The organism is Mesorhizobium sp. WSM4815 (assembly GCF_055811575.1).
Genome location: NZ_JBVVQS010000102.1, coordinates 475,943 through 496,978 on the forward strand (window position 1 = coordinate 475,943; position 21,036 = coordinate 496,978).

At 61.9% G+C, this 21,036-nt stretch carries 20 protein-coding genes; 10 read left to right on the forward strand and 10 right to left on the reverse strand.

Going from position 1 to position 21,036, the window contains the following annotated elements:
- Window positions 1-46: 46 nt before the first annotated feature.
- The 10 genes from AC0L2B_RS31070 to AC0L2B_RS31115 form a co-directional block, all read right to left on the reverse strand.
- Entirely contained in the window at window positions 47-607 is a 561-nt protein-coding gene (locus tag AC0L2B_RS31070; protein ID WP_473490667.1) for a DUF1003 domain-containing protein, read from the reverse strand.
- 484 nt (window positions 608-1,091) lie between these two features.
- A complete protein-coding gene (locus AC0L2B_RS31075) occupies window positions 1,092-1,796 on the reverse strand; it encodes an SGNH/GDSL hydrolase family protein (protein ID WP_473521367.1) in 705 nt (234 codons plus the stop codon).
- Window positions 1,797-1,898: 102 nt separating this feature from the next.
- On the reverse strand, window positions 1,899-2,633 hold the full coding sequence (locus AC0L2B_RS31080) for a hypothetical protein (RefSeq protein ID WP_473748079.1): 735 nt from the start codon (window positions 2,631-2,633) through the stop codon (window positions 1,899-1,901).
- Window positions 2,633-3,550 (reverse strand): hypothetical protein, encoded by a 918-nt coding sequence (locus AC0L2B_RS31085; protein WP_473748080.1) that lies wholly within the window; start codon window positions 3,548-3,550, stop codon window positions 2,633-2,635. Before AC0L2B_RS31085 ends, AC0L2B_RS31080 begins: the two co-directional genes overlap by 1 nt.
- The gene (locus AC0L2B_RS31090; RefSeq protein ID WP_127318649.1) at window positions 3,547-3,942 is read right to left on the reverse strand and encodes a phage holin family protein; all 396 of its coding nucleotides are present in this window, start codon (window positions 3,940-3,942) and stop codon (window positions 3,547-3,549) included. Before AC0L2B_RS31090 ends, AC0L2B_RS31085 begins: the two co-directional genes overlap by 4 nt.
- Window positions 3,932-4,474: a hypothetical protein gene (locus tag AC0L2B_RS31095; RefSeq protein ID WP_473507770.1), complete on the reverse strand. Its 543-nt coding sequence runs from the start codon at window positions 4,472-4,474 to the stop codon at window positions 3,932-3,934. The genes AC0L2B_RS31090 and AC0L2B_RS31095 overlap by 11 nt, the downstream gene beginning before the upstream one ends.
- Before the next feature lie 375 nt (window positions 4,475-4,849).
- Complete coding sequence (locus AC0L2B_RS31100; protein WP_473748081.1) at window positions 4,850-5,335, reverse strand: hypothetical protein; 486 nt, start codon at window positions 5,333-5,335, stop codon at window positions 4,850-4,852.
- Window positions 5,336-6,327: 992 nt separating this feature from the next.
- On the reverse strand, window positions 6,328-6,627 hold the full coding sequence (locus AC0L2B_RS31105) for a DUF1236 domain-containing protein (protein ID WP_473490661.1): 300 nt from the start codon (window positions 6,625-6,627) through the stop codon (window positions 6,328-6,330).
- Window positions 6,628-7,094: 467 nt separating this feature from the next.
- Window positions 7,095-7,379 (reverse strand): DUF982 domain-containing protein, encoded by a 285-nt coding sequence (locus tag AC0L2B_RS31110; protein WP_473748082.1) that lies wholly within the window; start codon window positions 7,377-7,379, stop codon window positions 7,095-7,097.
- A 690-nt stretch (window positions 7,380-8,069) separates the two neighbouring features.
- Window positions 8,070-8,237, reverse strand: coding sequence for a hypothetical protein (locus AC0L2B_RS31115; RefSeq protein ID WP_287055084.1), 168 nt, complete (start codon window positions 8,235-8,237; stop codon window positions 8,070-8,072).
- Between the two features lie 995 nt (window positions 8,238-9,232).
- Here AC0L2B_RS31115 and AC0L2B_RS31120 point away from each other — a divergent pair.
- The 10 genes from AC0L2B_RS31120 to AC0L2B_RS31165 form a co-directional block, all read left to right on the forward strand.
- Window positions 9,233-9,832 carry an ANTAR domain-containing response regulator gene (locus AC0L2B_RS31120; RefSeq protein WP_473490659.1) on the forward strand — a complete coding sequence of 200 codons (600 nt, stop codon included), beginning with the start codon at window positions 9,233-9,235 and terminating at the stop codon, window positions 9,830-9,832.
- Window positions 9,833-9,834: 2 nt separating this feature from the next.
- A complete protein-coding gene (locus AC0L2B_RS31125) occupies window positions 9,835-11,073 on the forward strand; it encodes a CmpA/NrtA family ABC transporter substrate-binding protein (protein ID WP_473748083.1) in 1,239 nt (412 codons plus the stop codon).
- Between the two features lie 359 nt (window positions 11,074-11,432).
- A complete protein-coding gene (locus AC0L2B_RS31130) occupies window positions 11,433-12,749 on the forward strand; it encodes a CmpA/NrtA family ABC transporter substrate-binding protein (protein WP_473748084.1) in 1,317 nt (438 codons plus the stop codon).
- Window positions 12,750-12,808: 59 nt separating this feature from the next.
- Window positions 12,809-13,705: a nitrate ABC transporter permease gene (gene ntrB / locus AC0L2B_RS31135; protein WP_473748085.1), complete on the forward strand. Its 897-nt coding sequence runs from the start codon at window positions 12,809-12,811 to the stop codon at window positions 13,703-13,705.
- 11 nt (window positions 13,706-13,716) lie between these two features.
- Complete coding sequence (locus AC0L2B_RS31140) at window positions 13,717-14,514, forward strand: ABC transporter ATP-binding protein (RefSeq protein WP_023796767.1); 798 nt, start codon at window positions 13,717-13,719, stop codon at window positions 14,512-14,514.
- A gap of 398 nt (window positions 14,515-14,912) precedes the next feature.
- On the forward strand, window positions 14,913-15,104 hold the full coding sequence (locus AC0L2B_RS31145) for a hypothetical protein (protein ID WP_236392143.1): 192 nt from the start codon (window positions 14,913-14,915) through the stop codon (window positions 15,102-15,104).
- 115 nt (window positions 15,105-15,219) lie between these two features.
- Window positions 15,220-16,461 (forward strand): MFS transporter, encoded by a 1,242-nt coding sequence (locus AC0L2B_RS31150; RefSeq protein WP_473748271.1) that lies wholly within the window; start codon window positions 15,220-15,222, stop codon window positions 16,459-16,461.
- An 18-nt stretch (window positions 16,462-16,479) separates the two neighbouring features.
- Window positions 16,480-18,930, forward strand: coding sequence for a nitrite reductase large subunit NirB (nirB, locus tag AC0L2B_RS31155; protein WP_473748086.1), 2,451 nt, complete (start codon window positions 16,480-16,482; stop codon window positions 18,928-18,930).
- On the forward strand, window positions 18,930-19,265 hold the full coding sequence (nirD, locus tag AC0L2B_RS31160) for a nitrite reductase small subunit NirD (RefSeq protein ID WP_208602492.1): 336 nt from the start codon (window positions 18,930-18,932) through the stop codon (window positions 19,263-19,265). The genes nirB and nirD overlap by 1 nt, the downstream gene beginning before the upstream one ends.
- A gap of 2 nt (window positions 19,266-19,267) precedes the next feature.
- A partial coding sequence (locus AC0L2B_RS31165; RefSeq protein WP_473748087.1) for a molybdopterin-dependent oxidoreductase occupies window positions 19,268-21,036 on the forward strand: 1,769 nt, incomplete at its 3' end.

Here is a 21,036-nt window from a genome sequence, read left to right on the forward strand (position 1 = left end):
AAAATCAACCGAACTCGAAATCACGACACTAGGGCGTTGTGTCGATTCAGCGCTGGTCCAGCTTCTTCGCAGCCTCCAGCTGCTTCGATTCGATTTCGTCCAGCACTGCTTCTGGCGCAATGTCCCTCTTAATCTCGCCGACTTCTATATCGCTTAAGGCTGGTTTTGCATTCAACCGATCCGCTATCGAATCGACAAGTTCAGTAAGTTTTGTGAGTTCGTGCTCCGTCAGCAGGCTCACCTGAAGGTCCAGATCCGCCCGTTTGTCTGCGGCAGTTGACATCCGGTTTTGGCTGATCAGTACAAAGGTCGAGAGAAATATGGCCTCGACGGAAGCTACCATGGCCAATATCACGAATGTCGGATCAAATGGCGGAGTGATCGGTATCCAGCCCAAGTTCGAGACGATCCAGCCGCCATACACGGCCAAGTGAAGATACACGAAACGCATACTGCCCGTAAAAGAAGTAATCGCCTCAGCGATTTTCTCTTCCAAAGTTGCATCGCTGGCTTCCTTCGCCCGGCGCTCCTCAATCGCTTGGATATTGCGTTTCAGTGCTTGGCTGAGTTCAGTCGGAGGCGGCGGAGGCAACGTTGGAGAATCCATGGAACACCCGTTGGATACCTATCGGTCCTGCCACTCTGGGCAACGTACAAAATCGTGGGTATTCGACTTTGTTCCCGACTGGAGCCGTCTAATCATTGGCTCTCCTCATTTACTCGGGCGATTTCGAGGGTCTTAGACGCTTGGCGGCGCCATTGCTGAGGAAGGCGGGGCGATCCGGCCGCTGAGGAACGGTCGAGGATTGAAGCTGGTGAATGCAATCGGCGCCGGCTTCGTGTCCTGGTGAAGCACCGTGCGAATTTCGTTCTCCGAACACGAAGGCGCTTCACCAGGACAAGAGAACCGGGTTAGAAACTGTTTTTCGTGCCGGTCACTTGGCTAGCACCACTTTGGCCAAATCTGATGCGATGACGGGGGACAACAAGTCCGCGCTTGCGAGGATCACAAACGCCCGCTCAGCGGCTGCCTCGTTTTCCGCAACTCCGAGGAAGGCTCGATCGACCATGAATGGCAACTGCAAGCGCTGCTACCGAACAATCAGTTCGGCACGCCCGCTTCGGAATTCGTGCTTGGCAAGGAACGACACGATCGCCGCGGCAATCTTTTTGCCGCCCTGTTCCGATGGCTCGATGGCGTTCACAAAGTCGGCGTCCTCGCCGCAGACAATGCGAAGGTCGATCAGTGGAACGCCGCGCACGGCGGCTGCTCGTGTGATGCAATCGTTGAGGATCGACAGGGCCGTTACCGCAATGCGTCTCTGGTCGGGGTCGGCATACCGGACGTCGTAGATCGAGCAAATCGCGGTCGGCAGCCCTACAGCCAGAACGGCATCCAGGATCGACATATACTCCAAGCAAAACTGCTCTCTAATTTCGGCGAGCCTCAGCAGAGTGTCGGCAACGGACCGCGACGGAGCGTTCAAAATGGAGGAGACGCCGAGCGCGTCGTTCCCTCCCACGCTTACCACCAGATGAGTGGCGTCAGCTGGCAGGCGGTTCAGTTGCCGGCCCACATCCGCCATGACGCTGCCGTCAACGGCAAGCAGCTTGGCCGACCAGCCGATCGGGAGCTGACGCAAAACGTGGGCCAATAGATCTGCTCCATCGGCGACATAGGCGCTGTTGTCGAACACCGAATCGCCTAGTAGCACAACCTTGTTCATCGTCCCCACGTCCTCGGCGGAAACAGTTTGCACCGTGGAAAATGCTTGTCCCGCGGCGGCGGCCAGCAACAGGCTCCTGCGCGATATCATTACCAGACCGGCATCTCCCACGACTGTCGCTCGTGCGCGAGCCTTCAGTGGCTGCTGTTCGAGTTCGCTCCGCTTTCCGTATTAATCGTCCGCCGTCCTCTCCTCTTCCCGCCGCTGATACGCAAGAGCCATAGCGGCCGCTATGGCTACTCCTGCGGCGCCCAGCAGGAGTTTGTCTCGAGTCTCCTGATCGCTTATGACAGCCGATGATGCCCGGCCGGCTGTGGCGGCTACTCGCTGGGCCGCCTCGCCGGAGGTCTGCCGCATATCGTCGATCATGTTCGGCGTCCCGGCGCTCCAATCCCGCACTCTCTCTTTGACGGCGCCGGCCAGCTCAGTTGTTTGCTCCTTCACTGCTTCCGCCGTCTCGGCGCCCAGTTCGCCGACCTTCTCCGCCAGCTCGCCGGCTTGCTCCTTCAAGCGCTCTGTGGCGTAGGAGAAATGATCAACTTGCTCGCCCATGTCTGGTATTGAAGGTGTCCGCAACAGGCTGAATAGTCCCGCTCCGATCAAAGCAGTTGCAATCGGCGGACGGTGCAGGAGACGCCAAGCGAGACCAGCCCCAATCACCAATGCGGCGCTCGGGTTGGCTGCCGCCTTTGCCTTGAGATCATCGACGATCCCCTGCGCCGTCGACTGCGCGGTCGATCTTGCTTTTTCGACCAGCGCGTCCTTTGCCTCGAGCGCCTCTTGCTTCAGCTCGTCGGTAAACTCGGACAATGTATTTGGCGATCGCAGCGTCGACAGATGTTCGGCGAGCCTAGCCCGGGCTGCCTCCACATCATGTTCGAGCTGGCGGAGACTTGCCTCACCCATTATGAGCCTCGCTTGCCGCTAGACCGTCCGGATTTGCTCGGCCGAGAGGCATCCGATTGTGGCGATTGGTCCGATTTGGCCGATTTATCTTGCGAGCGGCCCATGCCGCCCGATTGGGGCATGCCGCGCTGAGCCGATTGAGCGCGCGATCCACCCGAACTCGCGGATGGCGCCTGCGCGGACTCGGTTGGCTGCTCGCCCGACAAGGCGCTGCCGAACGCACCAGCCACGTCGCTCGCAACCTCCTTGAGGCCATCGGCATTAAGGCCGCGCTCCTCGGCTGCCCTCCTGAGACGTTTGCCCGCCTCCTCTGTCGATTCCTTTAGCCGTTCGCCAGCCTTTTCTGCGGTGTCCGTCAGCTGCTCTGCGGCTGGGCCAAGGGTCCGGTTCTCAATGTCGGTGGTCCGGAAGGCAGCTGCAACAGCCGCCCCGGCTGCAAAACCGAGCAGCGCCAGCGTCAGTGGCTGCTCTTGCGCCACACGGTTCATCGTATCCTGGACCGTGGATTGGGCCTGCCGGGCGAATTGTTCCGATGTCTGGGAGACGTTGCGCCGCGCCTCGTCCGCATATGTCGATGCCGAGGATGCGTAGGAACTTGCGGTTGCCGCCACCTTCTCGCCGATCTCGGAAACATATTCACGTGCTGCCTCTACCGCCGCTGGGGCGCCGCCTTCTCTGGTTTCCGCCTCGTGTCCATCGGGGCGCGTGCTCGAAGACCTTGACCGAGCCTTTCGGTGGCCATTGTTTCCGCGGGATTCCTCAGCATGCCCGAAGCTACTGATGGCCGATGACCCGCCGCGGCGCATCAACAATGCGCAGCCGGCCGCAACGAGGAGAAGACCTTCCGGGTTGTTTTTGGCGGCGCCGATGAGCCATTCCGCCGTTCCGAGATTGGCCGTACGTGATTCGCGGCTCATGACAGATGCTCCTTGGTTGTCGAGATGTCCTGCTTGATCTGATGGATGGAACGGGTCGGCGTTATCTCCTTGTGTGCGTCCATGCGGCCCTTGTAATAGGCGAGCGCTCCAGCCCCGGCCGTGATGGCGGCAACAATCAGGCAGGACCAGTGCACTGCGATCCCAACGCTCGCTATCCCGAAGACAAGCGCCTGCACTGCCAAAAATGCCGCGATCAGCCCCAGCACGCCAGCAGTGGACATCCAAATACCCGCCCGAAATTTGGCAAAGAGATTTTCAGACAACTCCGCGCGCGCCAGTCGCAGTTCCTTCTGAACAAGATCGGCAAGGTCGGCAACGACGTCGGACAGTGCGCGAGGAAGCGTGGAATTCTTGAGCTGCTCATGTGCCATGGAATTCGTTCGCTCCTTGCCGGTTACGTTCGTGCATAGGCTCGTTGGAAAGCGGCGACGCCGGAGGTGCGCTCTTCAGCGTTCGAAATGTCAAAAAGCCCGCAAGGGCGGCAAGTCCGAACACCAATGCCGGCTGACGCCTTGTCAAATCGGAGGCGGCGCGGACCAGCTGATCGACCGACTGGTCCCGCAGATCGTCTGCGTACCCGTCCATTCGGTTGGCGAACGTACGGACCACACCGGCGACTAGCGGTGCGCTTTCGTCGAGGTCCTCGGCAGCGCGTTTTGTCGAGCTTGCGAGCTGACCCATCACCTCGGCACCGCTGCCGACCTTACGATCCAGCATTTCCTTTACTTGGCTGGCAACTGTTGACGCACCATCCGCGGCCGACTGCTTGACCGTATCGGCTGCCTCTTGAGCCAAATCGGATGCCTTGGAGAACGCGCCGCTCACTGTTGCCCCAACGTCCTTCTTTGCACTGTCATCTGGTGTCTTGGGCGCGGAATCCCGTTCCATGTTTTGGTTGTTCATAATTTCCTCCATTGACTGACAAAACTGCGGGAAAACCCGTTGGTTCCTTGGAACAGCTCAAACAATGTAGATAGCGGTCTGGCCGCCTGGCAGCCCCTGTAAGGCGGCCAACTTTTTGCCGGCGCGAATCTCTCTCCACCCTCGCCCGTGGACAGATGGTCGTGCAGGCAGCGTGCTTCAAATTAAGGGGTGCCTGGACGTGCTGAAGGGGAGTAAAGCCGTCGCCTCAGGGCCGGAGGGCGTTCATCTCCGAAACCGGCGTAAGCATTGACAAACCCGCGGTCGCGGCGATGCCGTGGGCCGAACGGTTCTCCACTTCGTGCCGTGGTACATAAGCTCTTGCACAGGCGTTCAATGGCCACGAAATGCGCGGCGCTATGGCCCTACCTCGCCTTTTCGCATCTCCTGCGCGACTAATCCGCCGGCAGCCAAACCCAGAGCGAGCGCTACATACGCAGCCGCGATGGAGCGCTTAGAAAGCACTGTCTCCCAGCCCGGGGTCAGCCGCTTCGGCACAACGAGATAATCCACAGCCGCAGCGATCGCCGCTACCGCGGAGGCATCGCGAAGCATCAGTAGCGGCGACCGCGGAGGATTTCTGGCGAGCCAAGCCTCGAAAGGAGCGGCCCAGAATATTGCCGAAGCATGATGGGTGCCGAAGCCGACCGCCGTGTGCGCGAGGTCGGCCTTCCTAACCGCACCAGCCTTGTCGCCGTGGAGCCAGTGGCTGGTGGCGTTGGTCGGCTGCAGCGCCGACTTTCCTTCGGTTTTGGCCAGAAGGGCGAGGAACGCCGCCGTCACAACACTTGCGACCGTGCCGGTCACGCCTGTCGAAAGTCCAGTCTTCAGCAAGCCGTTCACATTAACCTCCGTAACTCTCCCTCTTTTTAACCGCCGAACCGAAGCTCAGTTCCCGACACCTCCATTAACGGCAAGGAGCTGTATCCCAACTGAAGTGTCGATCCGCCGACGGCGCGTTCTTTTCGCATCTGTCAGGTATTGCGACCGCCCGGGTATACGGTGGTAGAAATCATTTTCTGCGCCGCCGCCCCGGAAGAGGTTTTCATTGAAATTCCGCCAAGTTTTACACTGCCATCGCACATTCATCGATGGACTGCGGCAGTTGCGGCCTTGCTGCGGGTGTTTTCGCCTCTTGCGGCTTCACCGTTTGTGCCGCCTGGAAAGCCGGCGGTGATTTAGGCGAACCTGCCGCCCCGCAGGCTCAAGAGCAGCAAGGGCCATTGATCGCCCGATATCGGCCAGCGGCGATGACGCGTCGGCTATGGCGAGCGGCAATGTCAATGCGCCCCGCGTCCAAGCCACCTGTGCCGCAAGAATCCCCTGCGCAAGGGCCGAAACTTTTTCGCTCACCGCCTTGACGGTTTCCGGCCGACCTGAAACCAGCGAACCGGTTGCCTCGGCAACCAGGATCGGCAACCGCAACCCCACAACCCAGGGCGCGAGCATCAGGTTCTGGGCAAGAGCAATCTCAGCGCGGACGCGCCTTCCTCGGTGACTGGCCAACACTCGTTACTCCTTCTGTTTGGATTTTGCGGGTCCAGATAGGTGGCCGGCAATGACCATCAACAACATGCGCCTGTTCAGGGTTCCATAGCCCCAATCCTTCCGTCTCGGCCCGTTCTCGTCAACGAGCTTGTCCATGCCCCCGATTAACCGCAGTCGAAAGCAGATGGTCGCTCGTCTCAAGGGCATACGATCCCGTTCTCGACATAATGACATGACAAGCTTCAGCAAATTGATTGTTACGGCAGGCCTCGCATCGCGGCTTTGTTCCAAAAATAAAAGCCCGCCGCACCTTTCGGCACGGCGGGCTGTCCTCCCAGTCGCTCACGTCATTCGATGATCTTAATGATTTTGCGTGTGCCCGGGTCAACGACAACGGTCCGGTTGTCGACGACAACGGTGCGGTATTCGGTGTTGGGGACTTCATGAAGCTCGACCGTCTCGGGCAGGGTTGAGCCGATGTTGAGCTCCACTCCAGGGATTTTGACCGATGCGAGCGGCTGCTTTTTCACGTATTCCCTGATGACCGTCTCCTGTTCAGGCTCGATGACTACGTCCTGAGCGGCAGCGGCACCGATGCCTGCCAGCAGCAAAAATCCCGCGGCTGCAGTGGAAAGATGCATTCTCATAACTGTCTCCTTCGTGAGGGCTGATGCGCTGAACGGGATCGCCTTAGCGCCAGGTATCCAACCTCAGGCAGCTGCATTTGTTCCCCTTGAGGGACTTTGGTCTGACGCGCGACAGGACCTAGTCTCGCCTGTTTTGGCGTAATAGGCCGGACATAGCGCCACCCGGAACCGCCGCTGCGCATAGTCGTTGATCCCTGCAAGTTCACGGGAAGGAGCCCATGGAAAATAGTGTCCACCAAGCCCGCTGGTTACTCGCTCCGGTCTTCGCAGTTTCGATCACATTCCTGGCGATTGGAATAATCGTTAGCTAAAGGCCAACCAATTTGACATCTGCGCAGCTACGTCCCTTCCTGCGCCGATAAAGGACCACCCGCCATTCCTCGATTTGGCGGGTGGTCCGTGCGGCTGAGCAAAGTCCACCCGGCGAAGGCCTCTCAGTGGTTCAAAGTCAGAGGGGCGGAGACACCTCACAGCAGGTCTTCGGCAACCCCGTCGAATTTCCTAAGGCCTATGCTTGGAGGCTGTCGCTTAAGAAGCCCCTGTTCACTTGCGGCCGCCTTGAAGGCCTCGAACGCGGCTTGTTGGGTGCAGTGTCCGGCTAGGCAATCCTCGATCATTCGAATTGCTTCAAGTCGGGATGGCTTGCCCATGAATGGCCATGGTTGCTGAAGCGCCGTCTCAGCATCAGGGATCGACGCAACCAGCATCGATCTGTCATTCAGGTAAATTGTAATCGGAATAAACGCCGGCATCTGTGTCGCTCTCCAGAATTGAAGTGGCTAAACGCGAAGACATGGCGGTGGTTGCATGAATGTTCGTCGGGGCAGTGGTGCTCTTGATTCGCCGGGTCCAGGCCGCGTTGCTCGGCGCCAGGGGCTGGACGTCCGAAGAGCCCTGATAGTTTCGGTTCCTGAACGGAAAAGCCCGCGCCTCACGAGGGAGGGCGCGGGCTGATCGGAGCATCACCCGACCGGCAGCAGATCTTGAGAGGGACCAAGACCATGCTGCACGCCCCGAACTTCCGGCTTGAATCTATGTTCCAGCGAAGGGTCGAAAAAAAGCGGCGAAAGCAGGACCTTGGTTCCGTCTACCGACCCAACGGCAGTTTCGACGCTGAGACAAGTTCGTCCTCGTCAGTGATACCGGCCGTATAATTTGCAAGGACCCGGGACGCGAGAGCCTCACGTAGATGTTCGGAGTCGCCCCTCCCTCTTGAGCCGGTCAAACACACGGCCCAGCGTAGCCACTTCGGATGCACTGAAGACGCCAGCTTCTTTAGCTTTTCGATAAATCGGCATACCACCTCTCGGGCTAAAACATTCTGCGCAACTAAATACGATTCGGACATCTCGGACAACCAAAAAGCCCAGGCGCCTTTCGGCACGGCGGGCGAGACGCCTTAGTCGTTCACCGAGCGGCGATTATAATCTGAACAGACCCGCCTACCGCTTTGCAGCTAGCGACTTTGCTTCCCGGAGCAGAGATGCCCAATGGAACCCGAGGAAGGAGATAAGCTCTCGGGCCTGTTCTTCGGTGATGCCGGTCTCTTTGACCAAGCGTCGAACGACGATTTCAGGGTTGTTCGGCGCTCTATCCTGTTCGTCAGCCATAGGAGAAACTCCTTACGCTGTAACTTCGCTATCTGGCGCTTGTTCCCAAGCGCGTGACTAACAAAAGCACCGAGTTAGCCGTAGAGGAATGGAAAACCGGGTAACGCCTTGTTGGAGCCATCCCGTTCTTCGGCCGCGGCCTTACGGCACGTCAATGAAAAGCCCGCGCCTCTGGCCGAGAGCGCGGGCCCGATCGGTGTGGGGCCGATCTGCAGCGGGCAGCGAAGAGCACGCCAACTGGTCACAGACAATTATTAGAATTCTCTAAAGTTCTACCCTGCTAAGGACCGTTTACAATCATAGGTGGGACGATTCCCAAACCGGCGGAAAGTTTTCTCTTGGGAAAATCAAGTCTGATTTAGGCCTGCCTATCACTGGCAGGCCTGACAACTCGCGCGGATCCCTGAAAAATTCGCCGTATTCGGCTAGTCTGAGACTGAAAACGCCGGCAACCACCGGGGTTTTCAGCACACTAACTGCTAATAATACCAGTCCCAGACCCAAACACGCCTGCGAAAACACCGTCTGCGCAGACGGCCATATCGCCAGGCACGACGACAGGCCCTTCTCCAAGCCCGCCGCCGGCGCCGCCGCCTGCGGTGCCAGCTCCGATGTCGGACCGGCTCCGCCTGAGTATCCTCATCTTCGAACGGCTCTGTCTCCAGCGCGTCGAGTTCATCGAGGATGCCACTTCTGGCGCTCGGTACGCCGGCCACCGCGTTGATTGGCCGAACTGCGCTCGCAAGGGCTGCTGCCCCAGCAACGCCAAACACTCCTGTCAAAAATAATCGCCGATCCATGGAAACCTCCAATTTCAAGCCAGCGAGACAAGGTCGCAATTGGGAAATAGCGCGGTGGATACAAAAGCAAAGTCAGATGCGTTTAGAGAGGCTTAACGGTCGGTTCCGCGAACATGTTACGGTCCCCGAAGCGATGACTTCGTCAATTCTCGCCATGCCGCATTGCACAATCACGCTGCGTGCGCAAAATGCGGCATGATCCGGAAATCCCTCACCGTCCTGGTGATCGACGAAAACCACATCCGCGCCGCCATCATCGAGGCGGGATTGCGGGAGGCCGGGCATGAGCAGGTCACGGTCGTTCACGATGTTGCGGGAATAGCGCGGCGCATTGCCGAGATCGAACCGGACGTAATCGTCATCGATCTCGAAAATCCCAACCGCGATATGCTTGAAAACATGTTCCAGCTTTCGCGCGTGGTGAAGCGGCCGATCGCCATGTTCGTGGACCGGTCGGATCAGGCTTCGATCGAAGCTGCGGTGGAAGCGGGGGTCTCCGCCTATGTCGTCGACGGGCTGCGCCAGGAGCGCGTCAAGCCGATCCTCGACATGGCGATCAGCCGCTTCAACGCGTTCTCGCGGATGGCGCGCGAACTTGAGGAAGCCCGCAGTGAATTGGAGGACCGCAAGGTCATCGACCGCGCCAAGGGCATCCTGATGCGATCACGCGGCCTGTCGGAGGACGCGGCCTATACGCTTCTGCGCAAGACCGCCATGAACCAGAACCGCAAGATCAGCGAAATCGCGCAGAGCCTGGTGACGGCGGCAGGCCTTCTGGATCCCGGAGAGAGTTGAGCATGGCGGCCGAACACCAGATCAATGCCGGTTTCATGCCGCTCTTCGACAGCGCGGTCCTTGTCGCAGCGAGGGAGATCGGCTTTGCCGCGCGCGAAGGCGTCGACCTGACGCTTAGTCGCGAAACGTCCTGGGCCAACATCCGCGACCGCATCGCGATCGGACATTTCGACCTGGCGCATATGCTGGGGCCGATGCCGATCGCCTGCAATCTGGGGCTCACCCCGCTCGCCTCCGACACGATCGTGCCGTTCTCGCTGGGGCTGGGCGGCAACTGCGTAACGGTTTCGAACACGCTCTGGGCAGGCATGGCCGCGCACGGCGCCTTGCCCGATCTCAATCCGGCGCGGGCCGGCAAGGCCTTGGGAGCGCTGATCCGTGAACGGGCAAATGCCGGTCGCGATCCCCTGCGCTTTGCGGTCGTGCATCCGCACTCCGGACACAATTACGAACTGCGCTACTGGCTCGCCGCCTGCGGCATCGACCCGTCGCGCGAAATAGAAATCGTCATCGTGCCGCCGCCCTTCATGGCCGACGCACTCGCCGCCGGCAGGATCGACGGCTACTGCGCCGGCGAACCCTGGAACAGCGCCTCGGTCGTCGCCGGCACCGGCCATATCGCCACGGTCAAGGCCACCATCTGGAAGACCAGCCCCGAGAAAGTCGTCGGCGTGCGCAAGGCCTGGGCCGAAAAACACCCGGAAGCGCTTTCGGCGCTGCTGCGCGCGCTCCATCACGCCGCGCGCTGGTGCCAGGATCCGGCAAACCGCGGCGAACTGGCCGCCCTGATGGCGCAGCCTTCCTTCCTCGGCCTTTCGCCGGCGCTGCAGATGCCGATCCTGAGCGGACATCTTGCGCTGGGCGGCGGCGCGGAACTGGCCGTCGAGGACTTCTTTCTGGCTTTCGGCAAGGCGGCAAATTTTCCGTGGAAAAGCCACGCGCTGTGGTTCTACACGCAGATGGTCCGTTGGGGGCAGGTCAAGCACAGCGCTGCCCACATGGCGCTCGCGCGGGACACCTACCGGCCCGACCTCTATCGCGCAGCGCTGAAGCCGCTCGGCGTCGCACTTCCCGGCGCCAATTCTAAGGTGGAGGGCGCGCTGGCGTCTGCCACACCTGTCGGCTCCGCCGGCGCCAGTCTGGTGCTCGGCCCCGATGGTTTCTTCGATGGCCAGATATTCGATCCCGACGAGGTCGACGCCTACATTGCCGGGCAGAAATTGGCGCGCGCCGAAGCCTGATCATTTTCGCGCCATTCTTGTGCATTGCACAAAAATTATGCGTGCAACGGCGCTAATGAACAATCTTTGGCTTGCTCGCCCAACGGGCCAGCGCGCCGATGATTGTGGCATGCCGTTGATCTCATTGATGTTTGTCATCCACTCCGAACCTGGCACGGTTCCTGCATTGCAATAAGCAGACTCTTTTCGGGTCACGGAACGGGCGTCCAATGGCGGGCGCTACAGGCAAAGCTGCCGCTCAGGTCAACACGCGATCCCGGATGGACGGACGCGCGCGGCCTGGCCGGCGGCTTTTTTTGTTTGACCGAGCACGGCAATCGACGGCGCTGATCCCAAGCAGTGCCCAACGGGAGACGACGATGACGAAACGCATCAAGACTGAAGCCCCTCTCGAGGGCATGACCCGCCGCAATTTTCTGATGGCAAGTGCTGCGACCGCGGCAACCCTGGCAGCGGCACGCGCGCTGCTGCCGTCTGGCGCCTACGCGGCGACCGCGGCACCGGAAGTCACCGGCGCCAAGCTCGGCTTCATCGCGCTGACCGACGCGGCGCCGCTGATGATCGCCAAGGAGAAGGGCCTGTTCGAGAAATTCGGCATGCCCGATGTCGAGGTGCTCAAGCAGGCCTCCTGGGGCGCGACGCGCGACAATCTGATGCTCGGCGGCGAAGCCAACGGCATCGACGGCGCCCATATCCTGACGCCGATGCCTTACCTGATGCATACCGGCAAGGTGACGCAGAACAACCAGCCGATGCCGATGGCGATCGTCGCGCGGCTGAATTACGACTGCCAGGCGATTTCCGTCGCGCAGGAATATGCCGGCACCGGCGTCGGCCTCGACGCCTCCAAACTGAAGGACGCCTTCGCGGCCAAGAAGGCCGAAGGCAAGGAGGTAAAGGCCGCCATGACCTTCCCGGGCGGCACTCATGATCTCTGGTTGCGCTATTGGCTGGCCGCTGGCGGCATCGATCCCGACAAGGATGTCTCGACCATCGTCGTGCCGCCACCGCAGATGGTCGCCAACATGAAGGTCGGCAACATGGACGTGTTCTGCGTCGGCGAGCCATGGAACGAGCAACTCGTCCATCAGGGCGTCGGCTTTACCGCCACCACCACGGGCGAGTTGTGGAAAGGCCATCCGGAAAAGGCGCTCGGCCTGCGCGCCGCCTTCATCGACAAGAACCCGAACGCCACCAAGGCGATCCTGATGGCCGTCATGGAAGCCCAGCAATGGTGCGAAGCCATGGAAAACAAGGACGAGATGGCGGCCATCATCGGCAAGCGGCAATGGATGAACGTGCCGACAGCCGACATCATCGGCCGCCTCAAGGGCGACATCAATTACGGCAATGACCGCGTCGCCACCGGCACCGACCTCTACATGAAGTTCTGGAAGGGCGGCGTGTCCTATCCGTTCAAGAGCCACGACAGCTGGTTCCTCGCCGAAAACATCCGCTGGGGCAAATTCGCGGCGACCACCGACATCAAGGCGCTGGTCGATCAAGTCAACCGCGAAGATCTGTGGCGCGAGGCGGCCAAGGATCTTGGCGTTGCTGCGGCCGATATCCCGGCGTCTCCATCGCGCGGCGTCGAGACCTTCTTTGACGGCAAGATTTTCGATCCGGCCAACCCGTCCGCCTATCTCGACAGCCTCAAGATCAAGGCCTCGGCCTGACGTCGACGGCAAGCGCCGCCGCTGCGCCGCTTGCCAGTGCTCAAGGAGCTTTTTGCGAAATGTCTATTCAAGCCATCGAGGACACCAAGGTGAAGGCGTTCCCCGCGCCTGCCAAGCCTGCAGAGGTCATCACTTTCACCGCCAAGGTGAGGCGCCGCTTCGATCCCGCCGCGATCGCCGGCAAGCTGGCGAGCACGCTGGTGCCGCCGGCCGTAGTCATCATCGTCATGCTCGTCGTCTGGCAGGTCGCCTGCTCGTCGCCCAATGCCAGCTTGCCGCCACCTAGCCAGGTATGGAACGAGGCCTACGATCTGATCGCCCATCCGTTCTTCGACTATGGTCCGCAGGATATCGGACTGGCCTGGCGGGTGCTGATCTCGCTGCAGCGGGTCGCCATCGGCTTCGGCCTGGCTGCCATCGTCGGCGTCGCGCTCGGTGCGCTGGTCGGCCAGTCGATCTGGGCGATGCGCGGCCTCGATCCTGTGTTCCAGATTCTGCGCACCGTGCCGCCGCTCGCCTGGCTGCCGCTGTCGCTGGCTGCCTTCCGCGATTCCAGCCCGTCGGCGATCTTCGTCATCTTCATCACCTCGATCTGGCCGGTGATCATCAACACTGCCGTCGGCGTCCGCAACATTCCAGAGGATTATCGAAACGTCTCCCGCATCCTCAGGCTCAACCAGCTCGAATTCTTCGTAAAGATCATGGTGCCGGCCGCGGCACCTTACATCTTCACCGGCCTGCGCATCGGCATCGGCCTGTCCTGGCTCGCCATCGTCGCCGCCGAAATGCTGACAGGCGGCGTCGGCATCGGCTTCTTCATCTGGGACGCCTGGAACTCGTCGCGGCTGCCCGACATCATCGTCGCGCTCGCCTATATCGGCGTCACCGGCTTCTGCCTCGACCGCTTGGTCGCGGCGGTCGGCGCCTTCGTCACCCGCGGCACAACGGCAAAGTGAGGAGAGGGGCGATGACGGCCTACCTGAAACTCGACCATATCGACAAATCCTTTGCCCGCGGCGGCCAGGTCAGCGAGGTGCTGAAAGACATCCGGCTGACCATCGACAAAGGCGAATTCGTCTCCATCATCGGCCATTCCGGCTGCGGCAAGTCGACCTTGCTCAACCTGATCGCCGGGCTGACCAGAGTCTCCGCCGGCGCGGTTCTGCTCGAGGACAAGGAGGTCGACAGCCCCGGACCCGAGCGCGCCGTGGTATTCCAGAACCACAGCCTTTTGCCGTGGCTCACCGTCTACGAGAACATCAATCTGGCGGTGTCGAAGGTGTTCGGTTCGACCAGGACCAAGGCCGAGCGGCATGACTGGATCATGCGCAATCTCGACCTGGTGCAGATGGCGCATGCCAGGGACAAGCGGCCCGCCGAGATATCGGGCGGCATGAAGCAGCGCGTCGGCATCGCCCGCGCGCTGGCCATGGAGCCGAAGATCCTGCTGCTCGACGAGCCCTTCGGTGCGCTGGACGCTCTGACGCGCGCCCATCTGCAGGATGCGGTGATGGATATCCATTCGAGGCTTGGCTCGACGACGATCATGATCACGCACGATGTCGACGAGGCGGTGCTGTTGTCCGATCGCATCGTCATGATGACCAACGGTCCAGCGGCGACTATCGGCGAGGTGCTTGCGGTGCCGCTGGCCCGGCCGCGCCGGCGCATCGAGCTTTCCTCCGACCGGACCTTCCTGCGCTGCCGCGAGGCGGTGCTGAAGTTCCTTTACGAACGCCACCGCTTCGTGGAAGCCGCGGAGTAAGGCCATGACCGAAAAACGCGTCATCATCTACAATTGGCAATCTGCATCGGCAATGGGCAATCTACCGCATTGCACAAATATTATGCTGCTGTGCAAGGCATTCTGACTAATCTTTGATCCGCTGCCGGGCTTGGTCAAAAATCGCGCGGCTGCGGTTCACATTGATTTAATTCGATAATCTGGAGCGCTGTCGAATTGGCACGCTTCCTGCTTTTCAGATTGTAGGTCCGAAAGGGCCAAGTGACACGGCGTCCAATGGCGGGCGCCACAGGCAAAGCTGCCGCTCAGGTCAATACGCGATCCCGGATGGACGGACGCGCAAAGACCTGACCGGCGGCTTTTTTGTTTTTACGCGATCGACGGCGCTGGTCCCAAGCGGCGCCCAACCGGAGACGACGATGACGAAACGGATCGGAACTGGCGCGTCCCTCGCGGACTTCACGCGCCGCGATTTTCTGGCCAGCAGCGCGCTGACGGCGGCACTGTTCACCGCCGCGCTCCTGCTGTTTCCCGTCGGCGCCAAGACGGAAAGCAAGGACCTGACCGTGGCGAGCCCGGTCTCGTTGCACGCACCGATGCCGCGCCGCTGATCATTCACCCACAAACATCCGCGGTCCCTCCCACGCCGCAAACCGGAGCCAGACGTTGACCGCAAATCTCCCAGCCGCGCCCAGCCAGGACAATGCTCCCCGCCAGGCGCTTGTGATGTCCACCATCGCCTTCACCGTCTGCTTCGCGGTGTGGACGATATTTTCAATCATCGGCGTGCGCATAAAGCAGGACCTTGGGCTGAACGAGACGGAGTTCGGCCTGCTGGTCGGCACGCCGATCCTTACCGGTTCGCTCGTGCGCATGGTGCTCGGTGTCTGGACCGACCGTTTTGGCGGACGGCTGGTATACACCGCGACCATGCTTGCGGCGGCGGTCGCGACCTTCCTGCTCGCTTTTGCGCAAACCTACGGACAGATGCTGGTCGCCGCGTTAGGCGTTGGGCTCGCCGGTGGTTCCTTCGCCGTCGGTGTCGCCTATGTCTCGCGCTTCTTCCCGGCCGGCAAGCAGGGCACGGCGCTTGGCATTTTCGGTGTCGGCAATGTCGGCGCCGCGGTCACCAAGTTCCTGGCACCATTCGTGCTTCTCTCCTGGGGCTGGCAGTCGGTCGCGCTGATCTGGGCGGCAGCACTCGTGGTCATGGCCGCCGTCTTCTGGTTCACCACCGACGACGATCCGGTCATCCGCGAGCGCCGCGCCGGCAAGGCAGCACCCGCGAGAAGCTTCTTGCAGGAATTCGCGCCGCTCAAGAACCTGCAGGTCTGGCGCTTCGCCTTTTATTATTTCTTCGCCTTCGGTGCATTCGTGGCGCTGTCGCTGTGGTTGCCGCGCTACCTGATCGGCGTCTACGGATTCGGCATCGCGACCGCCGGCATGATCGGCGCGGCCTATTCGATCCCTGCAAGTATCTTCCGCGCCTATGGCGGCGTGCTTTCCGACCGGATCGGCGCCCGCACCGTGCTCTACTGGACCTTCGCGGTCAGTGCCGTCGCGACTCTCGTTCTGTCTCTCCCCTCGGCAGACTACGTCGTGCACGGCATCAGCGGGCCGATCGCCTTCCATTTCGAGATCGGCCCGCTCGCCTTCATAGCCGTTGCCTGCGTGCTCGGCTTCTTCATGAGCCTTGGCAAGGCCGCCGTCTACAAGCACATCCCGGCTTACTACCCGCAGAGTGTCGGCGCGGTCGGCGGCGTCGTCGGCATGATTGGCGGGCTCGGCGGCTTCATCCTGCCAATCGCCTTCGGCGCACTCAACGACCTCACCGGCGTCTGGTCGAGCTGCTTCATGCTGCTCTTCGTCATCGTCGCCACCTGCTTTGCCTGGATGCACTTCAGCATCCGGCGGATGGAGCGCGCGGCCGCCGCCGAAGCTTCAGGCCTTTCCTATGCGGCTGAGTGAGACCGGAGTGATCAGGACATGACCGAAAAACTCGTCATCATCGGCAACGGCATGGCCCCCGGGCGCATGCTGGAGCACCTGCTGGAAAAGGCGCCGGACCTCTACCAGGTCACCATCTTCAATGCCGAGCCGCGCGTGAATTACGACCGCATCATGCTGTCGCCGGTTCTGTCAGGCGAAAAGGATTATGAGGAGATCATCATTCATGGCGATGGCTGGTACATCAAGCACGGGATCACCCTCTACAAAGGCCACAAGATCGTCGCCATCGACCGGCAGGCAAAGACCGTCACCTCCGACCACGGCGTCACCGAGCCCTACGACAAGCTCGTCATCGCCACCGGCTCGGTGCCGTTCATCATCCCGGTGCCCGGCCACGATCTGCCGGGCGTGCTGACCTATCGCGATCTCGACGACGTTCGGGCGATGATGCTGGCCGCGCAGTCACGGGCCAAGGCCGTAGTCATCGGCGGCGGCCTGCTAGGGCTGGAGGCGGCTGCGGGCCTGAACGCGCAAGGCATGGACGTCACCGTGCTGCATGTCATGCCGACGCTGATGGAACGACAGCTCGATCCGGCCGCCGGCTATCTCCTGCAGCGGGCCGTCGAGCAGCGCGGCATCAAGGTCATCACCAAGGCCAACACCCAGGCGATCACAGGCAAGGGTAAGGTCGAGCAGGTGGAACTCGCCGACGGAACCATCATCCCGGCGACGCTGGTGGTGATGGCGGTCGGCATCAGGCCGAACGCCGCTCTCGCCAAAGAGGCCGGTATTGCCGTCAATCGCGGCATCGTCGTCGATGCCGGCATGCGCAGCAACGACCCCGACATCTTCGCGCTCGGCGAATGCGCCGAGGTCAACGGCATGGTCTACGGCCTGGTCGCACCGCTCTATGAGATGGCGCGTGTCGCCGCCAGCCAGTTGGCCGGCGACGAGGCCGCCGCCTTCGTCCATTCGGACACGCCGACCAAGCTCAAGGTTACCGGCATCGAGCTGTTCTCGCTTGGCGACTTTGCCGAGGGCGAGGACCGCCAGGAGATCGTGCTGCGCGATGCCGCGGCCGGCGTCTACAAGCGCCTGGTGCTCAGGGATGACCGCATCATCGGCACGGTGCTTTACGGCGAGACGGCGGACGGCGCCTGGTTCAACGACCTCAAGAAGAAGCAGACCGACATATCGGAAATGCGCGACACGCTTATCTTCGGCCAGTCATATCAGGGAGGCGCCTCCCTGGACCCTATTGCGGCCGTTGCAGCCTTGCCGGATGATGCGGAAATCTGCGGCTGCAACGGCGTTTGCAAGGGAAAGATCACTGGCGCGATCACGGCCAAAAGCCTGACCTCGCTCGACGACGTGCGCGCTCACACCAAGGCGTCCGCCTCCTGCGGCTCCTGCACCGGGCTGGTCGAGAAGCTGATGGTACTTACCATCGGCGACAAATATAATCCGGCGGCGGTGCAGCCGATGTGCGGCTGCACCACGCTCGGCCATGATGAGGTCCGCCGGCTGATCAAGGCCAAGGGCCTGAAGACCATTCCCGCCGTCATGCAGGAACTGGAATGGACCACCTCCTGCGGCTGCGCCAAATGCCGGCCGGCGCTCAATTACTATCTCGTCTGCGACTGGCCGGACGAGTATGCAGACGACTACCAGTCGCGCTTCATCAACGAACGCGTACACGCCAACATCCAGAAGGACGGCACCTATTCGGTGGTGCCGCGCATGTGGGGCGGCGTCACCAATGCCGCCGAACTGCGCGCCATTGCCGACGTCGTCGACAAATTCGAAATTCCAATGGTCAAGGTCACCGGTGGCCAGCGCATCGACATGCTCGGCATCCGCAAGGAGGATCTGCCGGCGGTGTGGGCCGATCTCGGCCAGGCAGGCTTCGTCTCCGGCCACGCCTATGCCAAGGGACTGCGCACCGTAAAGACCTGCGTCGGTTCGGACTGGTGCCGCTTCGGCACGCAGGATTCGACGGGGTTCGGCGTCCGCATCGAGAAATTCATGTGGGGCTCGTGGACGCCGGCCAAGGTCAAGATGGCGGTGTCGGGCTGCCCGCGGAACTGCGCCGAGGCAACCTGCAAGGATGTCGGCGTGATCTGCGTCGATTCAGGCTACGAGATCCATTTCGCCGGGGCAGCCGGCCTCGACATCAAGGGCACCGAGGTACTCGGCCTGGTCAAGACCGAGGACGAGGCACTGGAGCATATCGTGGCGTTGACGCAGATGTATCGCGAGCAGGGCCGCTATCTCGAGCGCATATACAAATGGGCCAAGCGCATCGGCATCGCCGAGATCAAGCGCCAGATCATGGACGATGGCGAGAAGCGCAAGGCTTATTTCGACCGCTTCGTCTTTTCGCAGAAATTCGCCCAGGTCGACCCGTGGTCGGAACGCGTTTCCGGCAAGGACAAGCACGAATTCCGGCCGATGGCTTCGGTCGGCTTCGCGCAGGCGGCGGAGTGATGATGATGAATTGGATTGCTGTCGGCACGCTCTCAGACATTCCGCGCCGCGGCGCGCGCTGCGTCGCCACGCCTCAAGGCAAGATTGCTGTCTTCCGCACCGCTGACGATCAGGTCTTCGCCATCGAGGACCATTGCCCGCACAAGGGCGGGCCGCTCTCGCAGGGGATCGTCCATGGCGCGGCAGTGACCTGTCCTCTGCACAATTGGGTGATCTCGCTGGAAACCGGCAAGGCGCTTGGCGCTGACGAAGGTGCGGTGCGCACCATTCCGGTGCGGATCGAGGGCGAGCGCCTGTTCATTGCGCTGGAAGCGCTGGCCAGTCGCGCGGCTTGAGCATGAAGATCGACGAAGCGCGCGAGGTGAGGACCACCTGCCCCTACTGCGGGGTGGGCTGCGGCGTGCTGGCGAAGGTCGCCGCGAACGGAGAGGTAACCGTTCGCGGCGACCTTGACCATCCGGCGAATTTCGGCCGGCTCTGTTCCAAGGGCTCGGCGCTGGCCGAGACGATCGACCTAGACGGACGGCTGCTCTATCCGGAGATCCACGGTCGCCGCACCGACTGGGACGAAGCGCTCGACCTCGTCGCCTCGACTTTTTCGCGGACCATCGCCGAGCACGGTCGCGACGCGGTCGCCTTCTACGTCTCCGGTCAGTTGCTGACCGAGGATTATTATGTCGCCAACAAGCTGATGAAAGGCTTCATCGGCTCGGCCAATATCGACACCAATTCGCGCCTGTGCATGGCCTCGTCGGTTGCCGGCCACCGCCGCGCCTTCGGCTCTGACACGGTGCCGGGCAGCTACGAGGATCTGGAACTCGCCGATCTGATCGTGCTGGTCGGCTCCAATCTCGCCTGGTGCCATCCGGTGCTCTACCAGCGCATTGCCGCTGCCCGGGAAAAACGGCCCGACATGAAGGTGGTACTGGTCGACCCGCGCCGCACGATGACATCAGACATTGCCGACATGCATCTGGCGATCGCGCCCGATGGCGACGTCGCGCTGTTCACAGGGCTGCTCGCCTATCTCGGCCAGCACAACGCGCTGGACCGCACCTATATCACGGCGCACACAACCGGCTTCGGGCAAGCCCTTTTTGCCGCTTCCGCGCTCGACCTTGCCGGCATCGCCGCTGCCACGGACCTCGGCGAGGACGAGCTTGTCCGCTTCTACAGCCTGTTCGCCGCGACGGCGAATACCGTGACCGTCTACAGCCAGGGCGTTAACCAGTCGTCCTCGGGCACCGACAAGGTCAACGCCATCATCAACTGTCATCTCGCTACCGGCCGCATCGGCAAGCCCGGCGCCGGACCGTTTTCGGTGACCGGCCAGCCCAACGCCATGGGCGGTCGGGAGGTCGGCGGCCTGGCCAACATGCTGGCCGCCCATATGGAGATCGAAAACCCCGAGCACCGCGACCGCGTGCAGCGGTTCTGGAGTGCGCCGGCCGTCGCCGAAAAGCCCGGTCTGAAGGCGGTCGAGATGTTTCAGGCGGTAGCCGATGGGCGCATCAAGGCGCTGTGGATCATGGCTACCAACCCGGTCGACTCGATGCCGGACGCCGATGCCGTCGAGGCGGCGATCAAGGCCTGCCCGTTTGTCGTGGTGTCGGACGTGTTGGCCAAGACCGACACGGTCCGCCACGCCCACGTCCGGCTGCCCGCCGCCGCATGGGGCGAGAAGGACGGCTCGGTCACCAATTCGGAGCGCCGCATCTCGCGCCAGCGCGCCTTTTTGGCCACGCCCGGAGAGGCAAGGGCCGACTGGTGGATCGTCGCCGAAGTCGCCAAGCGGATGGGTTTTGACGAAGCGTTTTCGCATCCGTCGCCAGCCGATATCTTCGCCGAGCACGCCGCGCTGTCGGCGTTCGAGAATGACGGCGCCCGCGATTTCGACATCGGTGCGTATGCCGGGGTCGATGCAGAGACCTATGAGGAGTTGGCGCCATTCCAATGGCCGGCGCCGAGCCAAGGCACCCCCCTGGGGGGGGGGGGGGGGGGGGCGGGGGGGGGGGGGGGGGGGGGGGGGGGGGGGGGTGGGGGGGGAGGAGAGCGGGGGGGGGGCGGGGCCCGCGGGGCAGCACCCCGCCCGCCGCGGGGCGGCGG

Bases quoted from the DNA above. Each gene is read 5' to 3' on its own strand.
- AC0L2B_RS31070 (WP_473490667.1), bottom strand. From the start codon at position 607: ATGGATTCTCCAACGTTGCCTCCGCCGCCTCCGACTGAACTCAGCCAA.
- AC0L2B_RS31080 (WP_473748079.1), bottom strand. From the start codon at position 2,633: ATGGGTGAGGCAAGTCTCCGCCAGCTCGAACATGATGTGGAGGCAGCC.
- AC0L2B_RS31085 (WP_473748080.1), bottom strand. From the start codon at position 3,550: ATGAGCCGCGAATCACGTACGGCCAATCTCGGAACGGCGGAATGGCTC.
- AC0L2B_RS31090 (WP_127318649.1), bottom strand. From the start codon at position 3,942: ATGGCACATGAGCAGCTCAAGAATTCCACGCTTCCTCGCGCACTGTCC.
- AC0L2B_RS31095 (WP_473507770.1), bottom strand. From the start codon at position 4,474: ATGAACAACCAAAACATGGAACGGGATTCCGCGCCCAAGACACCAGAT.
- AC0L2B_RS31105 (WP_473490661.1), bottom strand. From the start codon at position 6,627: ATGAGAATGCATCTTTCCACTGCAGCCGCGGGATTTTTGCTGCTGGCA.
- AC0L2B_RS31110 (WP_473748082.1), bottom strand. From the start codon at position 7,379: ATGCCGGCGTTTATTCCGATTACAATTTACCTGAATGACAGATCGATG.
- AC0L2B_RS31115 (WP_287055084.1), bottom strand. From the start codon at position 8,237: ATGGCTGACGAACAGGATAGAGCGCCGAACAACCCTGAAATCGTCGTT.
- AC0L2B_RS31120 (WP_473490659.1), top strand. From the start codon at position 9,233: ATGATCCGGAAATCCCTCACCGTCCTGGTGATCGACGAAAACCACATC.
- AC0L2B_RS31125 (WP_473748083.1), top strand. From the start codon at position 9,835: ATGGCGGCCGAACACCAGATCAATGCCGGTTTCATGCCGCTCTTCGAC.
- AC0L2B_RS31130 (WP_473748084.1), top strand. From the start codon at position 11,433: ATGACGAAACGCATCAAGACTGAAGCCCCTCTCGAGGGCATGACCCGC.
- ntrB (WP_473748085.1), top strand. From the start codon at position 12,809: ATGTCTATTCAAGCCATCGAGGACACCAAGGTGAAGGCGTTCCCCGCG.
- AC0L2B_RS31140 (WP_023796767.1), top strand. From the start codon at position 13,717: ATGACGGCCTACCTGAAACTCGACCATATCGACAAATCCTTTGCCCGC.
- AC0L2B_RS31145 (WP_236392143.1), top strand. From the start codon at position 14,913: ATGACGAAACGGATCGGAACTGGCGCGTCCCTCGCGGACTTCACGCGC.
- AC0L2B_RS31150 (WP_473748271.1), top strand. From the start codon at position 15,220: ATGTCCACCATCGCCTTCACCGTCTGCTTCGCGGTGTGGACGATATTT.
- nirB (WP_473748086.1), top strand. From the start codon at position 16,480: ATGACCGAAAAACTCGTCATCATCGGCAACGGCATGGCCCCCGGGCGC.
- nirD (WP_208602492.1), top strand. From the start codon at position 18,930: ATGATGATGAATTGGATTGCTGTCGGCACGCTCTCAGACATTCCGCGC.